15 protein-coding genes are annotated in these 17,181 nt (G+C 53.7%); 8 read left to right on the forward strand and 7 right to left on the reverse strand.

All coding sequences use genetic code 11. From position 1 onward, the window contains the following. The first annotated feature begins 99 nt into the window (after positions 1–99). Positions 100–1,050, forward strand: a complete 951-nt coding sequence (locus GS535_RS08060) for a rhodanese-related sulfurtransferase (RefSeq protein WP_202401596.1) — start codon at positions 100–102, stop codon at positions 1,048–1,050. Positions 1,051–1,240: 190 nt separating this feature from the next. On the opposite strand, the gene GS535_RS08065 is transcribed toward GS535_RS08060, so the two are convergent. The 4 genes from GS535_RS08065 to uvrA form a co-directional block, all read right to left on the reverse strand. Beyond that, positions 1,241–3,274: a TonB-dependent siderophore receptor gene (locus GS535_RS08065; RefSeq protein ID WP_202401597.1), complete on the reverse strand. Its 2,034-nt coding sequence runs from the start codon at positions 3,272–3,274 to the stop codon at positions 1,241–1,243. 249 nt (positions 3,275–3,523) lie between these two features. Further along, on the reverse strand, positions 3,524–3,952 hold the full coding sequence (locus GS535_RS08070; protein WP_160791879.1) for a DUF2946 family protein: 429 nt from the start codon (positions 3,950–3,952) through the stop codon (positions 3,524–3,526). A gap of 9 nt (positions 3,953–3,961) precedes the next feature. Further along, complete coding sequence (locus tag GS535_RS08075) at positions 3,962–4,303, reverse strand: multidrug efflux SMR transporter (protein WP_160799191.1); 342 nt, start codon at positions 4,301–4,303, stop codon at positions 3,962–3,964. Then, positions 4,300–7,296, reverse strand: a complete 2,997-nt coding sequence (gene uvrA / locus GS535_RS08080) for an excinuclease ABC subunit UvrA (protein ID WP_160791880.1) — start codon at positions 7,294–7,296, stop codon at positions 4,300–4,302. The genes GS535_RS08075 and uvrA overlap by 4 nt, the downstream gene beginning before the upstream one ends. An 80-nt stretch (positions 7,297–7,376) precedes the next feature. Here uvrA and ssb point away from each other — a divergent pair, with 80 nt between their 5' ends. Then, the gene (gene ssb, locus GS535_RS08085; protein ID WP_160791881.1) at positions 7,377–7,901 is read left to right on the forward strand and encodes a single-stranded DNA-binding protein; all 525 of its coding nucleotides are present in this window, start codon (positions 7,377–7,379) and stop codon (positions 7,899–7,901) included. Between the two features lie 18 nt (positions 7,902–7,919). Then, entirely contained in the window at positions 7,920–8,549 is a 630-nt protein-coding gene (locus tag GS535_RS08090) for a hypothetical protein (RefSeq protein WP_160791882.1), read from the forward strand. 252 nt (positions 8,550–8,801) lie between these two features. Here the strand turns inward: GS535_RS08090 and GS535_RS08095 are convergent, their stop codons facing one another. Beyond that, the gene (locus GS535_RS08095; RefSeq protein ID WP_160791883.1) at positions 8,802–9,506 is read right to left on the reverse strand and encodes a pirin family protein; all 705 of its coding nucleotides are present in this window, start codon (positions 9,504–9,506) and stop codon (positions 8,802–8,804) included. 106 nt (positions 9,507–9,612) lie between these two features. Between GS535_RS08095 and GS535_RS08100 the strand changes: the two genes are divergently transcribed. Beyond that, positions 9,613–10,536 (forward strand): LysR substrate-binding domain-containing protein, encoded by a 924-nt coding sequence (locus tag GS535_RS08100; protein WP_370518150.1) that lies wholly within the window; start codon positions 9,613–9,615, stop codon positions 10,534–10,536. Here the strand turns inward: GS535_RS08100 and GS535_RS08105 are convergent. After that, on the reverse strand, positions 10,533–11,210 hold the full coding sequence (locus GS535_RS08105; protein WP_237442247.1) for a DUF421 domain-containing protein: 678 nt from the start codon (positions 11,208–11,210) through the stop codon (positions 10,533–10,535). The genes GS535_RS08100 and GS535_RS08105 overlap by 4 nt on opposite strands. A gap of 308 nt (positions 11,211–11,518) precedes the next feature. Here GS535_RS08105 and GS535_RS08110 point away from each other — a divergent pair, with 308 nt between their 5' ends. Both GS535_RS08110 and GS535_RS08115 read left to right on the forward strand, forming a co-directional pair. Further along, a complete protein-coding gene (locus GS535_RS08110; RefSeq protein WP_160791964.1) occupies positions 11,519–12,184 on the forward strand; it encodes an HAD family phosphatase in 666 nt (221 codons plus the stop codon). Positions 12,185–12,284: 100 nt separating this feature from the next. Then, positions 12,285–13,748 (forward strand): mannitol dehydrogenase family protein, encoded by a 1,464-nt coding sequence (locus GS535_RS08115; RefSeq protein ID WP_160791884.1) that lies wholly within the window; start codon positions 12,285–12,287, stop codon positions 13,746–13,748. A gap of 68 nt (positions 13,749–13,816) precedes the next feature. On the opposite strand, the gene GS535_RS08120 is transcribed toward GS535_RS08115, so the two are convergent. After that, on the reverse strand, positions 13,817–15,136 hold the full coding sequence (locus GS535_RS08120) for an esterase family protein (protein ID WP_160791885.1): 1,320 nt from the start codon (positions 15,134–15,136) through the stop codon (positions 13,817–13,819). A gap of 142 nt (positions 15,137–15,278) precedes the next feature. Here GS535_RS08120 and GS535_RS08125 point away from each other — a divergent pair, with 142 nt between their 5' ends. Continuing rightward, on the forward strand, positions 15,279–15,875 hold the full coding sequence (locus GS535_RS08125; RefSeq protein WP_160791886.1) for a TetR/AcrR family transcriptional regulator: 597 nt from the start codon (positions 15,279–15,281) through the stop codon (positions 15,873–15,875). Between the two features lie 85 nt (positions 15,876–15,960). Further along, positions 15,961–17,118, forward strand: coding sequence for an iron-containing alcohol dehydrogenase (locus GS535_RS08130; RefSeq protein ID WP_160791887.1), 1,158 nt, complete (start codon positions 15,961–15,963; stop codon positions 17,116–17,118). Positions 17,119–17,181: the final 63 nt, after the last annotated feature.

Raw genomic sequence — 17,181 nt, forward strand, 5'->3', positions numbered from 1 at the left:
CGCATTCTCCCCATGAAGGAGAGACTGTGATAAAGAAGAACACAGTAAAAAGGTGGCCTTTGGACATGTGAGAGAGGCCATAACTTGGGAGATACCATGATGTCTGAAACTGATCTGCCCATTTGCGTTGCGGCCTTGTATCATTTCACACGATTTAGCGACCATGAAGCGCTGCGCGAGCCATTGTTACAGTGCTGTCGGGAGGCAGGCATTAAAGGGAGCCTTCTTTTGGCTGCAGAAGGGATTAACGGCACGATTGCGGGGTCCGATGAGGGGATTGACCGTGTTCTTGCCTATATTAACCAGTTGCCTGGCTGTGAGGGGTTTGTTTTCAAAAAATCCCGTGCGAAAGACATGCCGTTCCTGCGCATGAAGGTGAAGCTCAAGCGTGAAATTGTCACGATGGGCCAACCCAATATCGACCCGTTGTCCTGTGTCGGGCGCTATGTAAAACCTCAAGATTGGAATGCGTTAATCTCTGACCCGGATACGGTCGTGATGGATACGCGTAATGATTACGAAGTCGCCATCGGTACGTTCCGCGGCGCGGTGGATCCAGACTTGAAAACATTCCGTGAATTTCCCCAATGGTTTCGGAATTGGCGGCGTGAGATTGAAGCGCAAGGACGCACGCCTAAGGTAGCGATGTTCTGCACAGGAGGGATTCGCTGCGAGAAATCGACCGCTTTTGCGCGTGAGGAAGGGATTGATGAGGTGTACCATCTTCAGGGTGGTATTTTGAAATATCTTGAGGAAATCCCAGAAGAAGAAAGCCTATGGGACGGAGAGTGCTTCGTCTTTGACCAACGCGTTTCGGTGGGGCATGGGCTGAAATTGGGCCATTATGACCTCTGCCACGCCTGCCGTTGCCCCATTGATGACGAGGATAAAGCCTCTCCTCAGTATGAAGAGGGGGTGAGCTGCCCTCATTGTTATGGGAAGCGCACGGACGCCCAGCGTCAGCGCTATCGGGAGCGGCAACGCCAAGCTAAGCTAGCTGAAAAACGTGGCAAGGCCCATCTTGGGGAAAAGGCAGAAACCCAAGTCTAAAGCTGCCGCTTGAGGCACGAGAAGAAACGGCCATGCAGTGTGAATGCTGCATGGCCGTTTGTATGTGGGGCTCGTTTATAAGGCTGTGTATCTCGGCCGCACAAGGTGTCTTGGAGGTGGGGTGAGTGATGCCCAGCGGGTATTGATGACTACGCCCCACTGACATCACGTCTCTTGTTCCGTATGGCGTTTAGAAATTTTCACGCAAGGTCAGATTGACCGAGCGCCCCATTCCCAGCACCGGGGAGGGCAGCGCGCCATTTGATGGCAGCGATGACAATTCCCGCCCACTGAGGGGCAGGAAATAGCGCTGGTTCAGCAGGTTCTCCAAGCTCAGATCAAGGCGGACAAAACGCCAATGATAACCCATGCCGAGCCCCAGCAGGGCGTAACCCGGTGTTTTGGGCTCATTACGGACCCAGTCTACCGTGTGTTTGGCTTTCACAAGGGTGAGCTCGACACGTCCCGACCAAGGGCCACGCGTTTCATGCAGGCTGATGGTCCCGTTGAGGGGCATCTGCTGATACAGGCCGGAATGGGTGACATTATCTTGCCCACGCACCCAGTTGAGCGTTGTGCTGAGATGGCCCATTCCCCAACGATGGCTGTCCCATAGAAGCGTATGAGCAGCGGCATTAATGCCGTAGCTCTGAGCGTTATGGTTCGCGAATTGAAGTAGGTTAAACCCGTGTGAGAGTCCTTTAAGACGCACCACATTAATATAATGCTGCGTATAGGTGTAAAAAGGCTGGATCATCACGTCCCATACTGCGCGCTGGGTGTCATGGACATGCACGGTAAAGCTGGCGGTGTTCGCAATTTCAGGGCGGAGATTGAGTGAACCGACATAGCCGTTCCCATCGCCAAACCAGCCAATCATTTTGGCGGTCATCCCGCCTTGGCTCCAGCCATAGCGTTCATAAAGGTTGGGGGAGCGTGTTTTACGTCCGTAGCCACCTTCTAGGCTGATCTGGTCGGTTGGGTTCCAACGTGCGAGGGCGGTGATGTCGAGGTTGCTGTCTGTGCGGCCACGATGGGCGGCATTGAAGGCATGGGCATTTTTGGCGTCGCCCATGCTCATCATACCCATACCCCCCATCATACCCGACATGCCCATCATGCCGCTCATTCCTCCCCAACTATAGGGGCTAACCGGGCCTGTATTCATCATAATGACATCACTGCGGGCCCCGAGTTCGGTGGAAAAACGGGGTGTCCATTGTGCATTCCACTGGAAGAAATGCCCCAGATGATTGCGAGAGCCCCCATTGAGATTATGGAAGGTACCGGGGCCCATCATCATGCTGTCCATAACGGGGGGCCACCAATCATTGAGCCCGTTATGCTCGAACTCACTGCCCACTTTGAGACGATGCCGGTTGGTAAGGGGGATGGTGGCGGTGATGGCATACCCAGCCATACGCCCGTCACTATTCATGGGCATACCGGTGGTGGCGCTGTGCCCGCCTTTATCGGCGAGCATATTCATCGCGTGGGTGGTGCGTTTCCAGAACCCACGCGTTTCAAGCTCTCCCCAATGGAAATGGCCGGTATATTTGCCATTTACGAAGGTTGAACGGTTATTGGTCTCATCCATATAGCTATTGGGAAACCCCTCATAAGGCACATCTTGCTGGCCAAAGGTGAGGCTAAATTGATGGTTGCGGTGCTTAAAGCCGGCCGTTACGGCGTGATTATAGCTGAGATAACGGGTGGAGAGGACGCGCCCGCCACGGCCGCCTGCGCTATAATCGCTGGCATGGTTATAGGAGGCTTCATAACGCAGGCTGAAACTGTCATTAGCGACGGTGAGAGAGCCCGAAGCCCCTGAGCCCCCACCATTACTGCGCCAGTCCTGCCGTCCATTTCCTGTGACGAGGATATTCCCCTTTTGAGCAAATTGCGGGGCCTTGCGTTCAACGGAAATGGTTCCGCCTGTGCTATCACCACCCATACTGACTGAAGTAATGCCTGCAATGGCGCTACTGGTCGCAACGGCATCTGGGTCAATTTGCGAAAAGGCGGGGTTCATATGGTTCGGGCAGTCAGAGCCCAGCCGCATGCCGTCAACGAAGGTTGCAACACGGTCATCGGCCATGCCGTTGAGCACGGGGAGAGAGGCTGTGCCCCCCGTCGCGTAAGAGCTAAATCCGGGCGTGTCTTTGAAGAGCGAGAGTGTGTCAGCACTTTGTTGGAAAGAGTGCCGACTGCCCACAACCGTCATTTTTTCCGTTGGGGCAGGAGAGGCGGATGGCGGAGAAGGCACAGGCGTGGTTTGAGCGGAGGCAGCGTAAAAAGGCGCGCAGGTGAGTACCGTACAAACGAGCAGAGAGGCCGGGAACATAGGGGTTCGCGGCCTATACGCAGAGCAGCGCGTAAAGGGAGCAGTAGAGGACACGAGATGTTATCCTGAAAGAGGTCACGACAAAACGCCCTCATCGCCAAGAGAGGCGTGGGCGTTACGAGAACAGATTCAGGCAGGCAGTGGCGGCGCGCGGCTTGGGGGGCGGTCGCGTGTGAGGCGTGGCGGCGCTTGCGATGGCGGGGTGCAGCGCCATAAAGCCCGCATGAGGGCACTCGTCCCTAAGAAGAATGCCAGCGCATTGAGCGCAAAGAGGATATGCCCCAAGAGCGGGCATAATGGGCAGTCCCCATCATGCTGATGGTGGGAGGCTGGATGGTGATGATGGTGTGCTGGCGCGCAGTGCGGTGCCTCTATGGAGGCCGATGGAGGGGCAATATCAATGGAGGTCAGGCGGTAGAGCGTTGCGCGTGGGCTTTCGCCGCTATACGCGAAGGATTGAAGCCCGAGTTGCCCCACGAGAGCAAGGAGCAGGACGATGACCAGCCCCCATCGTCGTTTGGAGTGAGGGGGCAAGAAGGGGCGTTCTATCAGTGCCATAAGTGCGGATCAGCCTTTAACCCCACCAAACAGGCTTGCCAGAATGGTGCCAAGCACAATCAGGGCGATCCCTCCATAGGCGGGGGGGGGAAAGGACTGTCGAAAGACGACCACGCCGATTGCCACAATGCACACACTGCCAAAGCCACACCAAACGGCATAAGCGATGCCAAGGGGGATATGGCGTAGTGCACAAGACAGGCAGTAAAATGCCCCAGCATACAACGCGAGAGAGCCGATGGTGGGCAGTATCCTGCGGAAGCCATCGCTGAGGTTCAGCAGGCTTGTTGCGCCTACTTCCAGCACGATGGCGACAAAGAGAAAGGCCCAAGAAAGGGTGGCTGCACTCATGAATGTTTGTCTTTCTTTCCGCTCTTTTTCGCGGTGGTTTTTTTCTTAGTCTTTTTAGGTTTGTCTTTAGAGCCCTTGGGGCGTTCTGCTTCGCTTGCAAGCGAAGGACGGGCAAGCATATCGGCGAGGAACTGGCCTGTGTAGCTGTTCTTACAGGCCGCGATCTCTTCAGGGGTGCCTGTGGCGATAATCTGCCCACCGCCAGCTCCTCCTTCAGGGCCGACATCAATCACCCAATCAGCTGTTTTGATGAGGTCGAGATTATGCTCAATCACCAACACGGTGTTGCCTTGATCAACGAGGGCATGCAGCACTTCGAGGAGCTTCTTAACGTCTTCGGTATGAAGCCCCGTGGTGGGTTCATCCAGAATATAGAGCGTGCGGCCTGTTGCACGCCGGGCGAGCTCTTTAGCGAGCTTCACACGCTGGGCTTCCCCGCCGGAAAGAGTTGTGGCTTGCTGGCCGAGGGCGACATAGCCCAGCCCAACACGTTGGAGAATAGACAGGCGTTCAGCAATACGCGGCACCGCTTGGAAGAAAGGAAGGGCTTCATCCACCGTCATGGCTAGTACATCGGCGATGGATTTCCCCCGGAAGGTAATGTCCAATGTCTCACGGTTATAGCGTGCGCCTTTGCAGGTGTCGCAGGTGACGAAAACATCGGGGAGGAAGTGCATCTCAATTTTCAGCACGCCATCCCCTTGGCAAGCCTCGCACCGTCCGCCCTTCACATTGAAGCTGAAGCGTCCCGGCTTATAACCACGTGCTTTGGCTTCAGGCAGTTCAGAAAACCAATCTCGGATCGGGGCGAAGAGATCGGTATAGGTCGCAGGGTTAGAGCGAGGGGTGCGTCCAATGGGGGACTGGTCGATTTCGATAATTTTATCGAGCTGATCGACCCCTTCAAGGCGGCTATAAGGCAGTGGCACGGCGCCCGTTTTCATCACCTGACGCGAGAGTGCTTTATAGAATGTGTCGGTAATGAGGGTTGATTTCCCACTCCCTGACACTCCCGTCACAGCGGTAAACGTGCCCAGCGGCACTTTGACGGAGACATTCTTCAGATTATGGCCGCGTGCGCCTTTCACGCCGACCCATCGTTTGCTGCTGCGTCGCTGAGCCGGGACGGGAATGCCACGCTTACCGGCGAGCCATGCGCCGGTAATACTGTTAGGATTTCGCGCGACGTCTTCAGGGGTGCCATACGCCATGACATGGCCGCCTTGTGTGCCGGCACCTGGGCCCATATCCACCAGATAGTCCGCTTGGCGGATAGCGTCTTCATCATGCTCGACCACTAGCACCGTGTTCCCGAGATTACGCAGCCGCTCTAGCATCGCGAGTAGACGGGCATTATCGCGCTGATGCAACCCAATAGAGGGCTCATCAAGCACGTAGAGCACGCCGGTCAGGCCCGACCCAATTTGGGAAGCGAGGCGAATGCGCTGGCTCTCCCCACCCGAGAGCGTGCCGGAGCTGCGTGAGAGGGTGAGATAGTCGAGGCCGACGCGGTCGAGAAAATGCAGGCGCTCGACAATTTCACGCAAAATACGGCGGGCGATTTCTGCCTTTTGTGGCGTGAGCTTTTCTTCTACGCCGCTAAACCATGCAAGAGCTTCTGTAATCGTAAGATCAGACGCCTGAGCAATGGTGGCATCATTGACTTTGACGCAGAGCGCTTCAGGGCGCAAACGAGCCCCGTGGCACGCGGGGCATGGCATAGCCGACTGATAACGGCCCAAGGCTTCGCGGACATAAACGCTATGGCTTTGGGCAAGGCGGCGTTGAAGATGGCTGATGACCCCTTCAAAGGGACGGTTGACCGTATGGGTGCGGTTGTTTTCGTCTAAATAGGGGATTTTGACCGGCTCGGCACTGCCATTGAGGAGAAAGTCATGGGTGCTGCTTTTGAGTTTTTCCCACGGCGTATCGAGGTCTTCCCCACAATGGCGAGCAAGGGCGGCGAGGGTTTGTTCAAAAAGAGGGTCTTGCTCGTCACGCCACGGGGCAATCGCACCATCACGGAGCGTGCGGCTCTCATCGGGGATGATGAGGTTGGGGTCAAAATGCGTCTCTGTCCCAAGCCCGTCACAGGTCGGGCACGCGCCCATAGGGGCGTTGAAGGAGAAGAGGCGCGGTTCAATCGTCTCTAAAATAAAGCCCGACACAGGGCAGGAATAGCGGGATGAAAAGGCCGCTTTGAGAGGTTTGCGTTCTTCCCCAGAGCGCAGCACTTCTTCAACAGAGGCGAGGCCGTCGGAGAGGGTGAGCGCTGTTTCAAAACTATCGGCAAGACGTGTTTCGATGCCTTCTTTCAGCACGATACGATCCACGACTACATCGACATTGTGGCGGGTTTTGCGGTTAATCTTCGGTGTGTCGGTAATGTCGTACAATGTGCCGTCGATGCGCACACGGGCAAAGCCACGTCGTGTCAGCTCTGCCAGTTCTTTTGCGCAATCCCCTTTACGGTCGCGAATAACAGGGGCCAGCAGCATCAGCCGTGTGCCAGAAGGCATGGCCATGACACGATCGACCATTTGGCTCACACTTTGGGCTTCAATCGGCAGACCGGTCGCGGGGGAGTAGGGTGTTCCGGCGCGTGCCCAAAGCAAACGCATATAGTCGTGAATTTCAGTAATCGTCCCGACCGTTGAACGCGGATTTTTGGACGTTGTTTTCTGTTCGATGGAAATTGCTGGGGACAGACCTTCAATCGAATCGACATCCGGCTTGCCCATGAGTTCGAGAAACTGACGCGCATAGGCTGACAGGCTCTCGACATAACGGCGCTGGCCTTCCGCATAAATCGTGTCGAACGCGAGGGACGATTTCCCCGAGCCAGAAAGCCCCGTAATGACGGTAAGCTGGTCGCGTGGAATCGTCACATTCACCTGCTGAAGGTTGTGGGTGCGGGCGCCACGAACCCGGATAGCGTTTGGATTAAGGGTATCAGGAGAGTGTTTCACGCGATTATGTCCACCGTTCAGCATAACGACGGTAGATCATACGCGCTGAGAGCGCTAGGATCACCCCGATAATGCAATCTTTTTGAAAAATGGAAGCAAAGCGGATGGCAGGAAGCGTCAATAAGGTCATTTTGGTGGGGAATTTGGGCCGTGATCCAGAGGTGCGCAACACGCAGTCAGGGGCAAAAATTGTCAATCTGACGGTGGCCACCAGTGATACATGGACAGACCGTGCCACAGGTGAACGTCGTGAGCGCACTGAATGGCATCGTGTCGTTATTTTTAATGAGCGCACAGCTGATGTGGCCGAACGTTTTCTTCGTAAAGGCCGCAAGATCTATCTTGAAGGTGAACTTCAGACCCGTAAATGGACCGACCAGCAGGGGATGGAACGGTACACGACAGAGGTCGTGATTAGCCGTTTCCGTGGCGATCTGGTGCTACTTGATAGCCAACGCAGCGGTGGCGACAGCTTTGGCGGTGGCCCGTCTCAGGGAGGCTATAACGATCAGCAAGCTCCTGCCCGCAATAATACTGGGGGTTCTAGCGCGCCGCAGCGTTCATCTGGTGGTGGCGGTGGTTGGGATGCCCCGGCCGATAACAGCCTTGATGACGAAATTCCGTTCTGATGTGAGGCATTATTAACGATGCCTGTATTGATGCGTCAGGCAAGGCTGGTGGTTGGCCTTGCTTTGATGGCGGCGTTGGCGGCTTGTGCTACAGCGCCGCCAACCCATCCTAATGATCTGTGCGCCATCTATCACGAAAAACGGGGCTGGTATCATGCGGCGATGCGGCAGGAAGCCAAGTGGAATATTCCGTCTTCTGTGCCGATGGCGATCATGCACCAAGAATCCAGCTTTCGGAGCAATGTCCATACACGACGGACGCATATTTTCTGGGTGATCCCGTGGGGCTATATCACGACGGCCTATGGCTATGCGCAGGCCAAGACCGATGTATGGCATGATTATGAGCGTCGCGCTGGTGTGAGTGGAAGCCGCGATAATTTTGCGGATGCGCTCAATTTTATGAATTGGTACATCACCAACACACGGCAGATTGATCACGTCCCCGTAACCGATGCGACCCGCCAATATCTCGCCTATCATGATGGTTGGGGCGGCTATCGTCGTCGTACCTATGCGTCCAAGGCGTGGCTCATTAATGTCGCTGATAAAGTGGGGACGCGGGCACGTCTGTATCAGCATCAGTTTGACCGCTGTAAAGACGACTTAAAAGATGGATTCTGGGAGCGTTTTTGGAGTTGGCTCTAAGAGCTTTACTGCGTGAAAAAGAATAGAGGCTCTTTTGCGGGGGTATGGGCTGCGATGGATGACTTTCCCGCCTATTGAGCGTCCATTGTTGCGACTTATGTCCTTTCGCTGAGCATGAAGCGAAGGAGAAGGCGGCTCTCTCGTTCGTATGGTGCCAGAAGAAGGTGGTTATTTCTTCTTCTGGCTGTCCGCTCGTAGCGTAGCCGTTGCTACGTCGATCTAAGGCTTAACAGTTTTCCCATTTAAACATGGTCAGCTGGCTGTCTCGACCATGACAAGTTCAGCATCATCGTGAGCCGTGATGGTCAGTGTTTCTTCATTTTCAATGGCCACACCATCGCGTGTGTTGGCGCGGTGGCCGTTGACATCAATGGTGCCTGTGGACGGCACAAGATAGGCCTTGTGCTGTGGGTTAAGGCTGTAGGTCAGGCTTTGTCCAGCGCGAAGGGTGCTGCCTAAGACGCGGCCGGGCGTATGAATGGGCAGAGCCGTGTCTTTATCTTCTGGGAAACCAGAAGCGAGCGCGACAAACTGCCCTTCACGACTTTTTTTAGGGAAAGGCCGTTGTCCCCAAGAAGGCTTATGACCTTGCTGGTCGGGGATCATCCAAATCTGGAAGATGAGCGTGTCTTCGTCCTCAAGGTTATATTCGCTATGGGCAATGCCTGTGCCGGCAGACATGACTTGCACGTCTCCAGCCTCTGTGCGGCCTTCATTGCCGACCGTATCGCGATGGGTAATCGCCCCTTTGCGCACGTAGGTGACAATTTCCATGTCGGCATGAGGATGGGTAGGAAAGCCTGTCTGTGGAGCGATGAGGTCGTCATTCCAAACACGGAGCCGTCCCCAATGCAGGCGTGCAGGATCGTAATAATTGGCAAAAGAGAAATGATGGTGGGCATTAAGCCAACCATGGTTAGCGTGGCCTAACGACGTAAACGGGCGGATCTCAATCATTGGGGGTCTCCCTCACATTATAGGAAAAGATGTTGAAGAAGACGTAGTGCCAGAAGCGTTGCTGTGCCATATCCAGAAGTGAACCTTAGTTTTTCAGGAATGTACTGTGACGTTACTGCCTGATTTTGAAGCTTGGGCCATTATGGCGCAGGTGGCTGAAGACCGCTCTTTTACGCGTGCTGCAGAGCATCTCTCTGTGTCTCGTCCTACGGTGTCGCGTGCTGTGGCACGGTTGGAGGAGACGCTTAATATTGCGCTTTTTCAACGCACATCGCGTCAGCTTTCTCTTACAGCCGCGGGAGAGGCCGTGCTTGAGCATGCACGGCGCGTGCTCAGTGAAGGGCGCGCAGCGGAAGCGGCGTTGCAGGAAACGGCAGGCCCGCCACATGGGCGCATTCGCATCTCGATGCCTGTGACCTTTGGCATCCAGCATGTGGCACCCTTTCTGCCACTTTTTATGAAGCAATATCCTGAGATAACGCTCGATATAGACTTCAGTGATCGCGCCGTGGATGTGGTCGCCGATGGGTATGATGTAGCACTGCGTGTTTCGGCTATGGCGGATTCGTCTTTGCGGGCGCGGCGTATTGCCACCATTCCATGCTGCCTTGTGGCAAGCCCAGAGTGGATTGCGCAGTATGGGGAGAACGTACACACGCCGCGGGATATAGAGGCCTATATGAGTGTGCTGTATGGGGCCGGGAACGTGAGGCCATCGCGGCTTACCCTCTATCGTGGGGAAGAGGAGGCCGTCACGATCACACCTCGTAACTTACGCCTTGTCAGTAATAATGCAGAGGCTTTCTTGCCGCTGTTGGAGAGTGGCGGTGGTGTGGGGGTGATGCCCTCTTTTATGATCCACCACGCCCTAGAGCAGAAGCGCCTTGGAATTATTCTTCCCCAATGGCAGGCATCGCCGACGGCATTGCATATTTTAACACCACCAAATGCGCGACGGCCAATGCGCGTCTCGGTGTTTGTGGAATGGTTGGCGCGGCAGATGAAGAAAAACTGCCTTACGAAGATCTAATGCTTGTTGAGGGCTGCACGCGTTGGGCGAATAGTGCCATCTTTGCAGATATATTTAAAATGCCCTTTGTGAAACTCACCAAGAAAGACGTCATCAACGTCTTCAATCCCGTGGGCTTTCATGTCGTTAATCAGATCGTCCCGGCTGTGCTCGGTATCTTCAAGGTCGTCTTCACGGATGACGCCTTGATAGCAGACGATGACGGAGGGCAGTTTGTCTTTATCGCAGATGGCGGTTACGGAGCCATTAGGCTCGATCTGCGCAAACTGAATTTCATCAAATGAATAAATGCCCTGAAGATTGATTTGTGAAGAAATATTAATCATGTCGATTTTATTATTTTTATTAAGGATATTTTCCATAATAAAACGACCGTTTTTGATGATCGGAATCTGGCGGCCAATGGTCACATTGCGGAAGAGATTGAATTTTCGGCAGAAGACGTTTAGCGTAAGGAGGATGGAAATACCGATAAGGAGTGCGAGCACATATTTATAAAATGGGATTGCCGTGGTGTAGATGACGCCGCCGACGAGCCCGCCCAAGATGAAATTGCCCACAAGATCAATGGCATTCATTTGGGAAAATTGGCTGCGTCCTGAGACATTGAGGTAGGTGATAATGAAGGCAAAGCCTGTTACAAGCTTGATCACCATCCAGACGTAGAACATCATCGTCATTTTCTCCATCAATGAATGGAGAGCCTACTATCGGTTGGTCGATAAAGCCCCCGATCCATTTTTTTGCCGTACTCCGCCTATATCTTGCGGGGTTCTCAATGAGCTCCAAGGTATAGGAAACGTTGTGAAGATTTCAAGAACGACGCTCTTTTGTCTTCTTGATAGGCTTCCCAAAAGACGTAAAAAACACATCTAGCTGCCTCAGATAAAGGTAAGAAGGAGAGCGTACTATGAGTGAACACGTTAACTTCCCAATCCCTGCAGATGCGCCGCTTGCTGTTCAGCCTAAGGGTGAACTTCGTATGGTGCTTTTCGACTGCGATGGCGTTTTGGTGGGTGGTGAGCATTTTTCAACCGCTCTTATGTCCGAAGATGCCCGTAGTCATGGGTGGGATATCTCCGATGAAGAAGGTAATAAGCTTTTCGGTGGTGGTGAACTCGCAAAAATTGGCGAAATGATCGCTGAGAAGACGGGTGACAAGCTCCCTGCTGACTGGGATATGATCATGCAAAAGCGCATCGTTGATATGATGCGTTCCAAAGCGCCTGCTATTGACGGGGCCGAGCGCATGGTGCGTGCAGTGAAAGAAGAGCTTAAGCTGCCAGTCCGCGTGGGGTCGAACTCCTCTATGGCGGAGATGGAAGCGAAATTCTCCTGCACAGGGCTTGATAAGCTTTTACCTGTGGATCGTATTCATTCAGGCCGTGATCTGAATATGCCGAAGCCACGCCCAGATATTTATCTGTATGGGGCCAAGCAAGAGGGCATCCCACCAGAGAACTGCATCGTTATTGAAGATTCCGATGCAGGTGTGGAAGCAGCACGTCGTGCGGGTATGGCCTGTGTGCTGCTGCGTGACCTTGATAAGCCTGCGCCGTCATGGCCGGGTCTGTTCCGTATTCAACATCTTGATGAGCTTGTGCCCTTGCTCAAGAAGATTATTGCCGCTCAACAGGCAGCGCATTAATGTCAGTGCTGTTTCCGGTGCTCTCTTAAACAGGGGGAGAGCACCGGTGGTGTTGGCTATTCCCTATATCTCGCCTGTCTGACTGTTATGAGGTGATGCTGTGCTGACTTACGACACTCTTACGTCTCTTCCTGCTGATGTTGCAGGGCCATCCTATGCGCTTGATGCCGTTACGCCGGGGATCATCCATTTCGGTGTGGGAAACTTCTTTCGTGCGCATTTAGCGTATTATATTGATCGTGCTTTAGCATTACCAGATTCCCAACAATGGGGAATTGTTGGCGTTGGGCTACGTGCTGGGGAGAAGTCTGAGAAGAAAGCGAAAAATTTCTTGGCACAGCATGGGCTGTACTCTCTGACAGAAACAGCAACAGATGGGACACGCCGGACCCGCGTTATGGGTGCGTTACGTGACTATCTTCTGGCACCGCATGAGCCGGAAAAGGTGTTGGATCTTCTTGCTGCTCCAACCACGAAGATCGCTTCTCTGACCATTACAGAGGGTGGGTATAATATTGATGAGACAACGGGTCAGTTCCGCCTGTCTTTCCCACCTGTGAAAGAGGATTTAGCAGACCCAACGCATCCTAAAACGGTGTTTGGTTTTATTGTTGAAGGGCTGCGTCGTCGTCGTGATGCTGGTCATGGTGGGTTGACGATCCTGTCCTGTGATAATTTGCGTCAAAATGGTGAAGTATCGCGTAAGGCATTCTTGGGTTATGCGCGTGCTGTTGATAGCGAGCTGGCGGCTTGGATTGAACAGAACGTCACGTTCCCCAATGCGATGGTTGATCGTATTACGCCAAGCGTCTCTGTTGAAACGGCAGCGACGCTCAACCAGCAAAGCGGCCTTGATGATCTTGAGCCTTTGTTGGCGGAAGATTTCACGCAATGGGTGGTGGAAGATAAATTTGCAGCAGGGCGCCCCGCTCTGGAAAAAGTCGGCGTGCAGTTTTCTGATGCCGTGGCGGATTATGAACATGCGAAGATCCGTATGCTCAACGCGTCTCATTTGATTATCAGTGCAGCGGGAATGTTGCAGAACGTGCCGTTGGTTGATCAGGTGCTGGCTGAACCAAAGGTGCGTCAGTTTGTGGATGAGGTGCTTGATCGTGACGTGATCCCGACCTTGCATGCCCCTGAAGGGGTTGATCTGCGTGAGTATAAGCAGACCATCCTTAATCGCTTTGCTAATCCGGCGTTAGCGGATCAAGTGGCGCGCATTGCGGCTGATTCGACCTCTAAAGCACAAGTGTTCTGGACGGAAACGGTGCGGAGCGTGCTGAGCCGCGACCATGACCATACGCGTGTTGCCTATTTCCTTGCTTTACAGCTGGAGCTCATGCGGGGTCGTCGTGAAGATGGTCAGTCTTTTGACTTACCAGAGCCTGTCTTGACGGACGAGCAACGCAACATTGCGCGTTCGGACGATTATCGGGCTTCGTTGGCTCTTCCGGGCTTTGACAGCTGGCGTGACCTGCTCACAGAAAAAGTGGAGGATGATATTGTTGCCTTCCGTCAAGAGATCCGTGAGAAGGGTGTGCTGAAAAGCTTGCCGCTCTAAGGGATTGCGCTTTTTATAGCTGTGGAAAAGGGGCTCTTTAGGGAGCCCCTTTTTGTGAGAAGTGGTCTTCAGTGATGGCTAGGTGCCCAAAGCCATTCTAGGGCTTCTGGTAAGGTTTGTTCGATTGTAGGGCCATCCACATGGTTGGCGTTGCGTGAGAGAACGAACTGATAGTCGTAGTGTTTATTGTGAAAAACGCGCGCCATATTTTCCCCAGCGAGTACCCAATCATGCATCCCATCGGGAAGGGCACGGACGGGGTAGAAGAGGTCTTGATCGCCCATTTCATACCATACGCGCAGCGGTTTCCGGTCGGTGTTAGGGGCTAAAGCCGCACCGCTTTGCGGTGGCTGTGCGTGAGGAGCGCCAGCCCAAGGGGAGTGAAGCTGCCATGCGCCACCGGGAAGGGATGGGTCATGAGGCCATTGTTGATTGACGAGCGTTGGCGAGTAAGCAAGCACGCGATGGTAGAGGTTAGGGCGGAACCAGGCCATCGCGAAAGCGGCCGCTCCGCTGGAGCTGAAGCCCATGGTGGCGCGGTCATCGGGGTTATGGCTGAGGGCGATATGGCCGTGTTTTTCGACGCGTGGAAGCACCTCATGCTCAACCCAGTCGGCATAAGCGCCCGAGAACGTATCATATTCGCGTCCACGCTCACTGCCTTGCGCATCGCCTCCGCCGGAGCCAACGCCAATAATGACCATGGGAGGGAGGCGATGTTGGCTGATGAGCACATCAACCAAAGCGAAAAGATCGCGTCCCGGATAGATCCCATTTTCCCCACCATCACCAAAGATCAGAAACGGAACCGGTTTCCCACGAGGAAGATTGTGAGGGATGTATAGATCGACGGGACGTGTCCAGTCTGTCGAACCTGTATGGGGGAGGATGAGGTGAGACGGGTCGCCCGGTTGGCTGTAAGGCTCACTTCCGCTTCCTTGTGGGCAAGCGAGTGGGTCTGTGCGGGTGATACCGGGGCTATAGCCGTGACTTTCTTGTGAGGAAAGCGTGAAGGAAACAATGCGCCCATGGGGTGTGGTTTGGGCCGTATCCCAAATGTGTGGTGGCGTATGGGTGGGCCCTAAAACAAAATTGCCGATGCGATTTGCCGGGGGAAGTTGCTCATCGGGAAGGTCGGTTGCTTTGGGATAGAGCGGATTATGGGGGTCACGTTGGGGCATCATGGGCGTGGCAACATTGAGCCCGGTTGTATCAATAAAAAATGGAGCCTGTGGGGAGGTTGTATTGGGGGTAGGGGGCGTGAGTGTTTGCAGGGGCAGACAATCAGGAGCAGGAGAATCGGCTAAAGCACGAGACGGCAGAGGCCCCAACCATGCGGCCGCTCCAAGGGAGAGGAGAGCAAGAGGCATTGAAAAAGAGAGGTTCATAATGATCCATTTAACACGGTATGAAAGCGGGCACGCTAACGAATTGCGTGGATTAATGCACGGAAAGGCCGCTTTTTCTTTTTTGAGACGACCGGTCTAATTTTTACTAGACAATCGGTCTAGAACAGGTTAGACAATCCTCATGAGCCAGACAGAAAGACATCTTCAGGTAAAGCAAGCGATCTTACGATCAGCACGTCCCCTTATTGGGGCACGCGGGTTTTCGGCCGTTGGATTGTCGCAAATCTTAGAAGCAGCCGCGATTCCTAAAGGGTCTTTCTATCATTATTTCTCGTCGAAAGAGCATTTCGGTGAAGCATTGCTGGAGATGTATGTTGAAGAATATTTGCAGCATGTGGAGGCGCTTTTCCGTCGAGAAGGGGGGAATGGCTATGCAAAGATGCTGACCTATTGCCAATGGTGGCAGGAAACTCATGTTAACGGCCAGATTGGAAATAAATGCCTGATTGTGAAGCTTGCTGCTGAGGTTTCTGACCTTTCTGAACGGATGCGGGCAATTCTAGAAGTCGGAACGTCAGAGGTGATCAAGCGGCTAGAGACTGTGATCTCTGAAGGGCAGAACGATGGCTCCATTACACAAACGACATCCGCCTTTGTATTGGCGGCTACGATGTATCAGATGTGGCTTGGAGCGACGTTGATGATGAAGATGACCCATACGTCACAGCCCTTTGACGTGGCGTTGAGCGCGACGCAGAGCTTGTTGCAGCGTTCATAGAAATCGAGATGAAGACGCCGGTAGAGGGTTCTTGTGGAAGAGACTTTAAGACGACCGGTCTATTAAAGGAATAAAGAGGGAAAGAATGCTGAACTTTGAATTTTACAATCCGACGAAGATTCTCTTCGGGCGAGGCATGATTGCTAAGCTTGATGAGCAACTCTCTCCACATGCTAAAGTCTTGGTGCTTTATGGTGGCGCCAGTGCTGAAAAGAGCGGAACTTTGCCAGAAGTTAGGCAGGCTTTGGGGCAGCGCAACGTCAAAGAATTTGGCGGGATCGAAGCAAACCCGACCTATGAAACGCTCATGAAAGCCGTTGAGGTTGTGCGTTCTGAGGGGATCGACTTTCTGCTCGCTGTAGGCGGTGGTTCTGTCATGGATGGCACGAAATTTGTGTCTGCCGCTGCAAAATATGACGGGGAGCCATGGGATATCCTGACGAGCCAAGGCGAGGCTGTGCAAGAGGTTGTTCCTTTGGGAACGGTCGTGACCTTGCCGGCTACCGGTTCTGAAATGAACTCCATTAGTGTGATTTCTCGTCAGTCCACAGGTGATAAGCTTCTTTTTGCAAACCCTAAGGTTTTCCCACGCTTTTCGATTTTGGATCCAACACGTACGTACAGCTTGCCAATGCGTCAGGTGGTCAATGGGGTGGCGGATTCGTTCGTTCATGTCATGGAACAGTATATGACGTACCCAGCCCAAGGCATGGTGCAGGATCGTTATGCTGAAGGGCTTTTGTCCAGCATCTTGGAAATTGGCGGTAAAATCGTCGATGCTCCAGAAGATTATGATGTGCGGGCTAATATGATGTGGGTGGCCACACAGGCGCTCAATGGCCTTGTCGGTGCGGGTGTGCCTGAGGATTGGACGACGCACATGATCGGCCATGAGTTGACGGCGAAGTATCATATCGACCATGCACGCACACTCGCGGTCGTCTTCCCGGCTCTGCTGAAGGTGCGTCGTGACAGCAAGCGTGAAAAGCTGTTGCAATATGCGTCACGGGTTCTTCACCTGACAGAAGGCACCGATGATGAGCGCATTGATGCGGTGATTGCTCAGACAGAATCCTTCTTTGAAAGCCTTGGTATGCCAACGCGCTTGTCTGGTTATGACATTGGGCAAGATGGGATTACCGCCATTGTTGGGCAGCTTGAGCAGCACGGCATGACGGCTCTGGGTGAGCATAAAGACATTACGTTAGAAATCAGCCGTCAGATCCTAGAAACCGCTGCTTAATCATCACATATCTTATGTCTGTGGCAGAGGCGGGATCTGCCACAGCTCCTTTTTCTTGAAAGG

Source organism: Saccharibacter sp. EH611 (assembly GCF_009834765.1).
Lineage (GTDB): Bacteria > Pseudomonadota > Alphaproteobacteria > Acetobacterales > Acetobacteraceae > Saccharibacter.

Coding starts and splice junctions, on each gene's coding strand:
- GS535_RS08125 (WP_160791886.1), top strand. CDS start 15,279: ATGAGCCAGACAGAAAGACATCTTCAGGTAAAGCAAGCGATCTTACGA.
- GS535_RS08130 (WP_160791887.1), top strand. CDS start 15,961: ATGCTGAACTTTGAATTTTACAATCCGACGAAGATTCTCTTCGGGCGA.
- GS535_RS08120 (WP_160791885.1), bottom strand. CDS start 15,136: ATGAACCTCTCTTTTTCAATGCCTCTTGCTCTCCTCTCCCTTGGAGCG.
- ssb (WP_160791881.1), top strand. CDS start 7,377: ATGGCAGGAAGCGTCAATAAGGTCATTTTGGTGGGGAATTTGGGCCGT.
- GS535_RS08060 (WP_202401596.1), top strand. CDS start 100: ATGTCTGAAACTGATCTGCCCATTTGCGTTGCGGCCTTGTATCATTTC.
- GS535_RS08070 (WP_160791879.1), bottom strand. CDS start 3,952: ATGGCACTGATAGAACGCCCCTTCTTGCCCCCTCACTCCAAACGACGA.
- GS535_RS08095 (WP_160791883.1), bottom strand. CDS start 9,506: ATGATTGAGATCCGCCCGTTTACGTCGTTAGGCCACGCTAACCATGGT.
- GS535_RS08065 (WP_202401597.1), bottom strand. CDS start 3,274: ATGACGGTTGTGGGCAGTCGGCACTCTTTCCAACAAAGTGCTGACACA.
- GS535_RS08110 (WP_160791964.1), top strand. CDS start 11,519: ATGGTGCTTTTCGACTGCGATGGCGTTTTGGTGGGTGGTGAGCATTTT.
- GS535_RS08075 (WP_160799191.1), bottom strand. CDS start 4,303: ATGAGTGCAGCCACCCTTTCTTGGGCCTTTCTCTTTGTCGCCATCGTG.
- uvrA (WP_160791880.1), bottom strand. CDS start 7,296: ATGCTGAACGGTGGACATAATCGCGTGAAACACTCTCCTGATACCCTT.
- GS535_RS08090 (WP_160791882.1), top strand. CDS start 7,920: ATGCCTGTATTGATGCGTCAGGCAAGGCTGGTGGTTGGCCTTGCTTTG.
- GS535_RS08105 (WP_237442247.1), bottom strand. CDS start 11,210: ATGATGTTCTACGTCTGGATGGTGATCAAGCTTGTAACAGGCTTTGCC.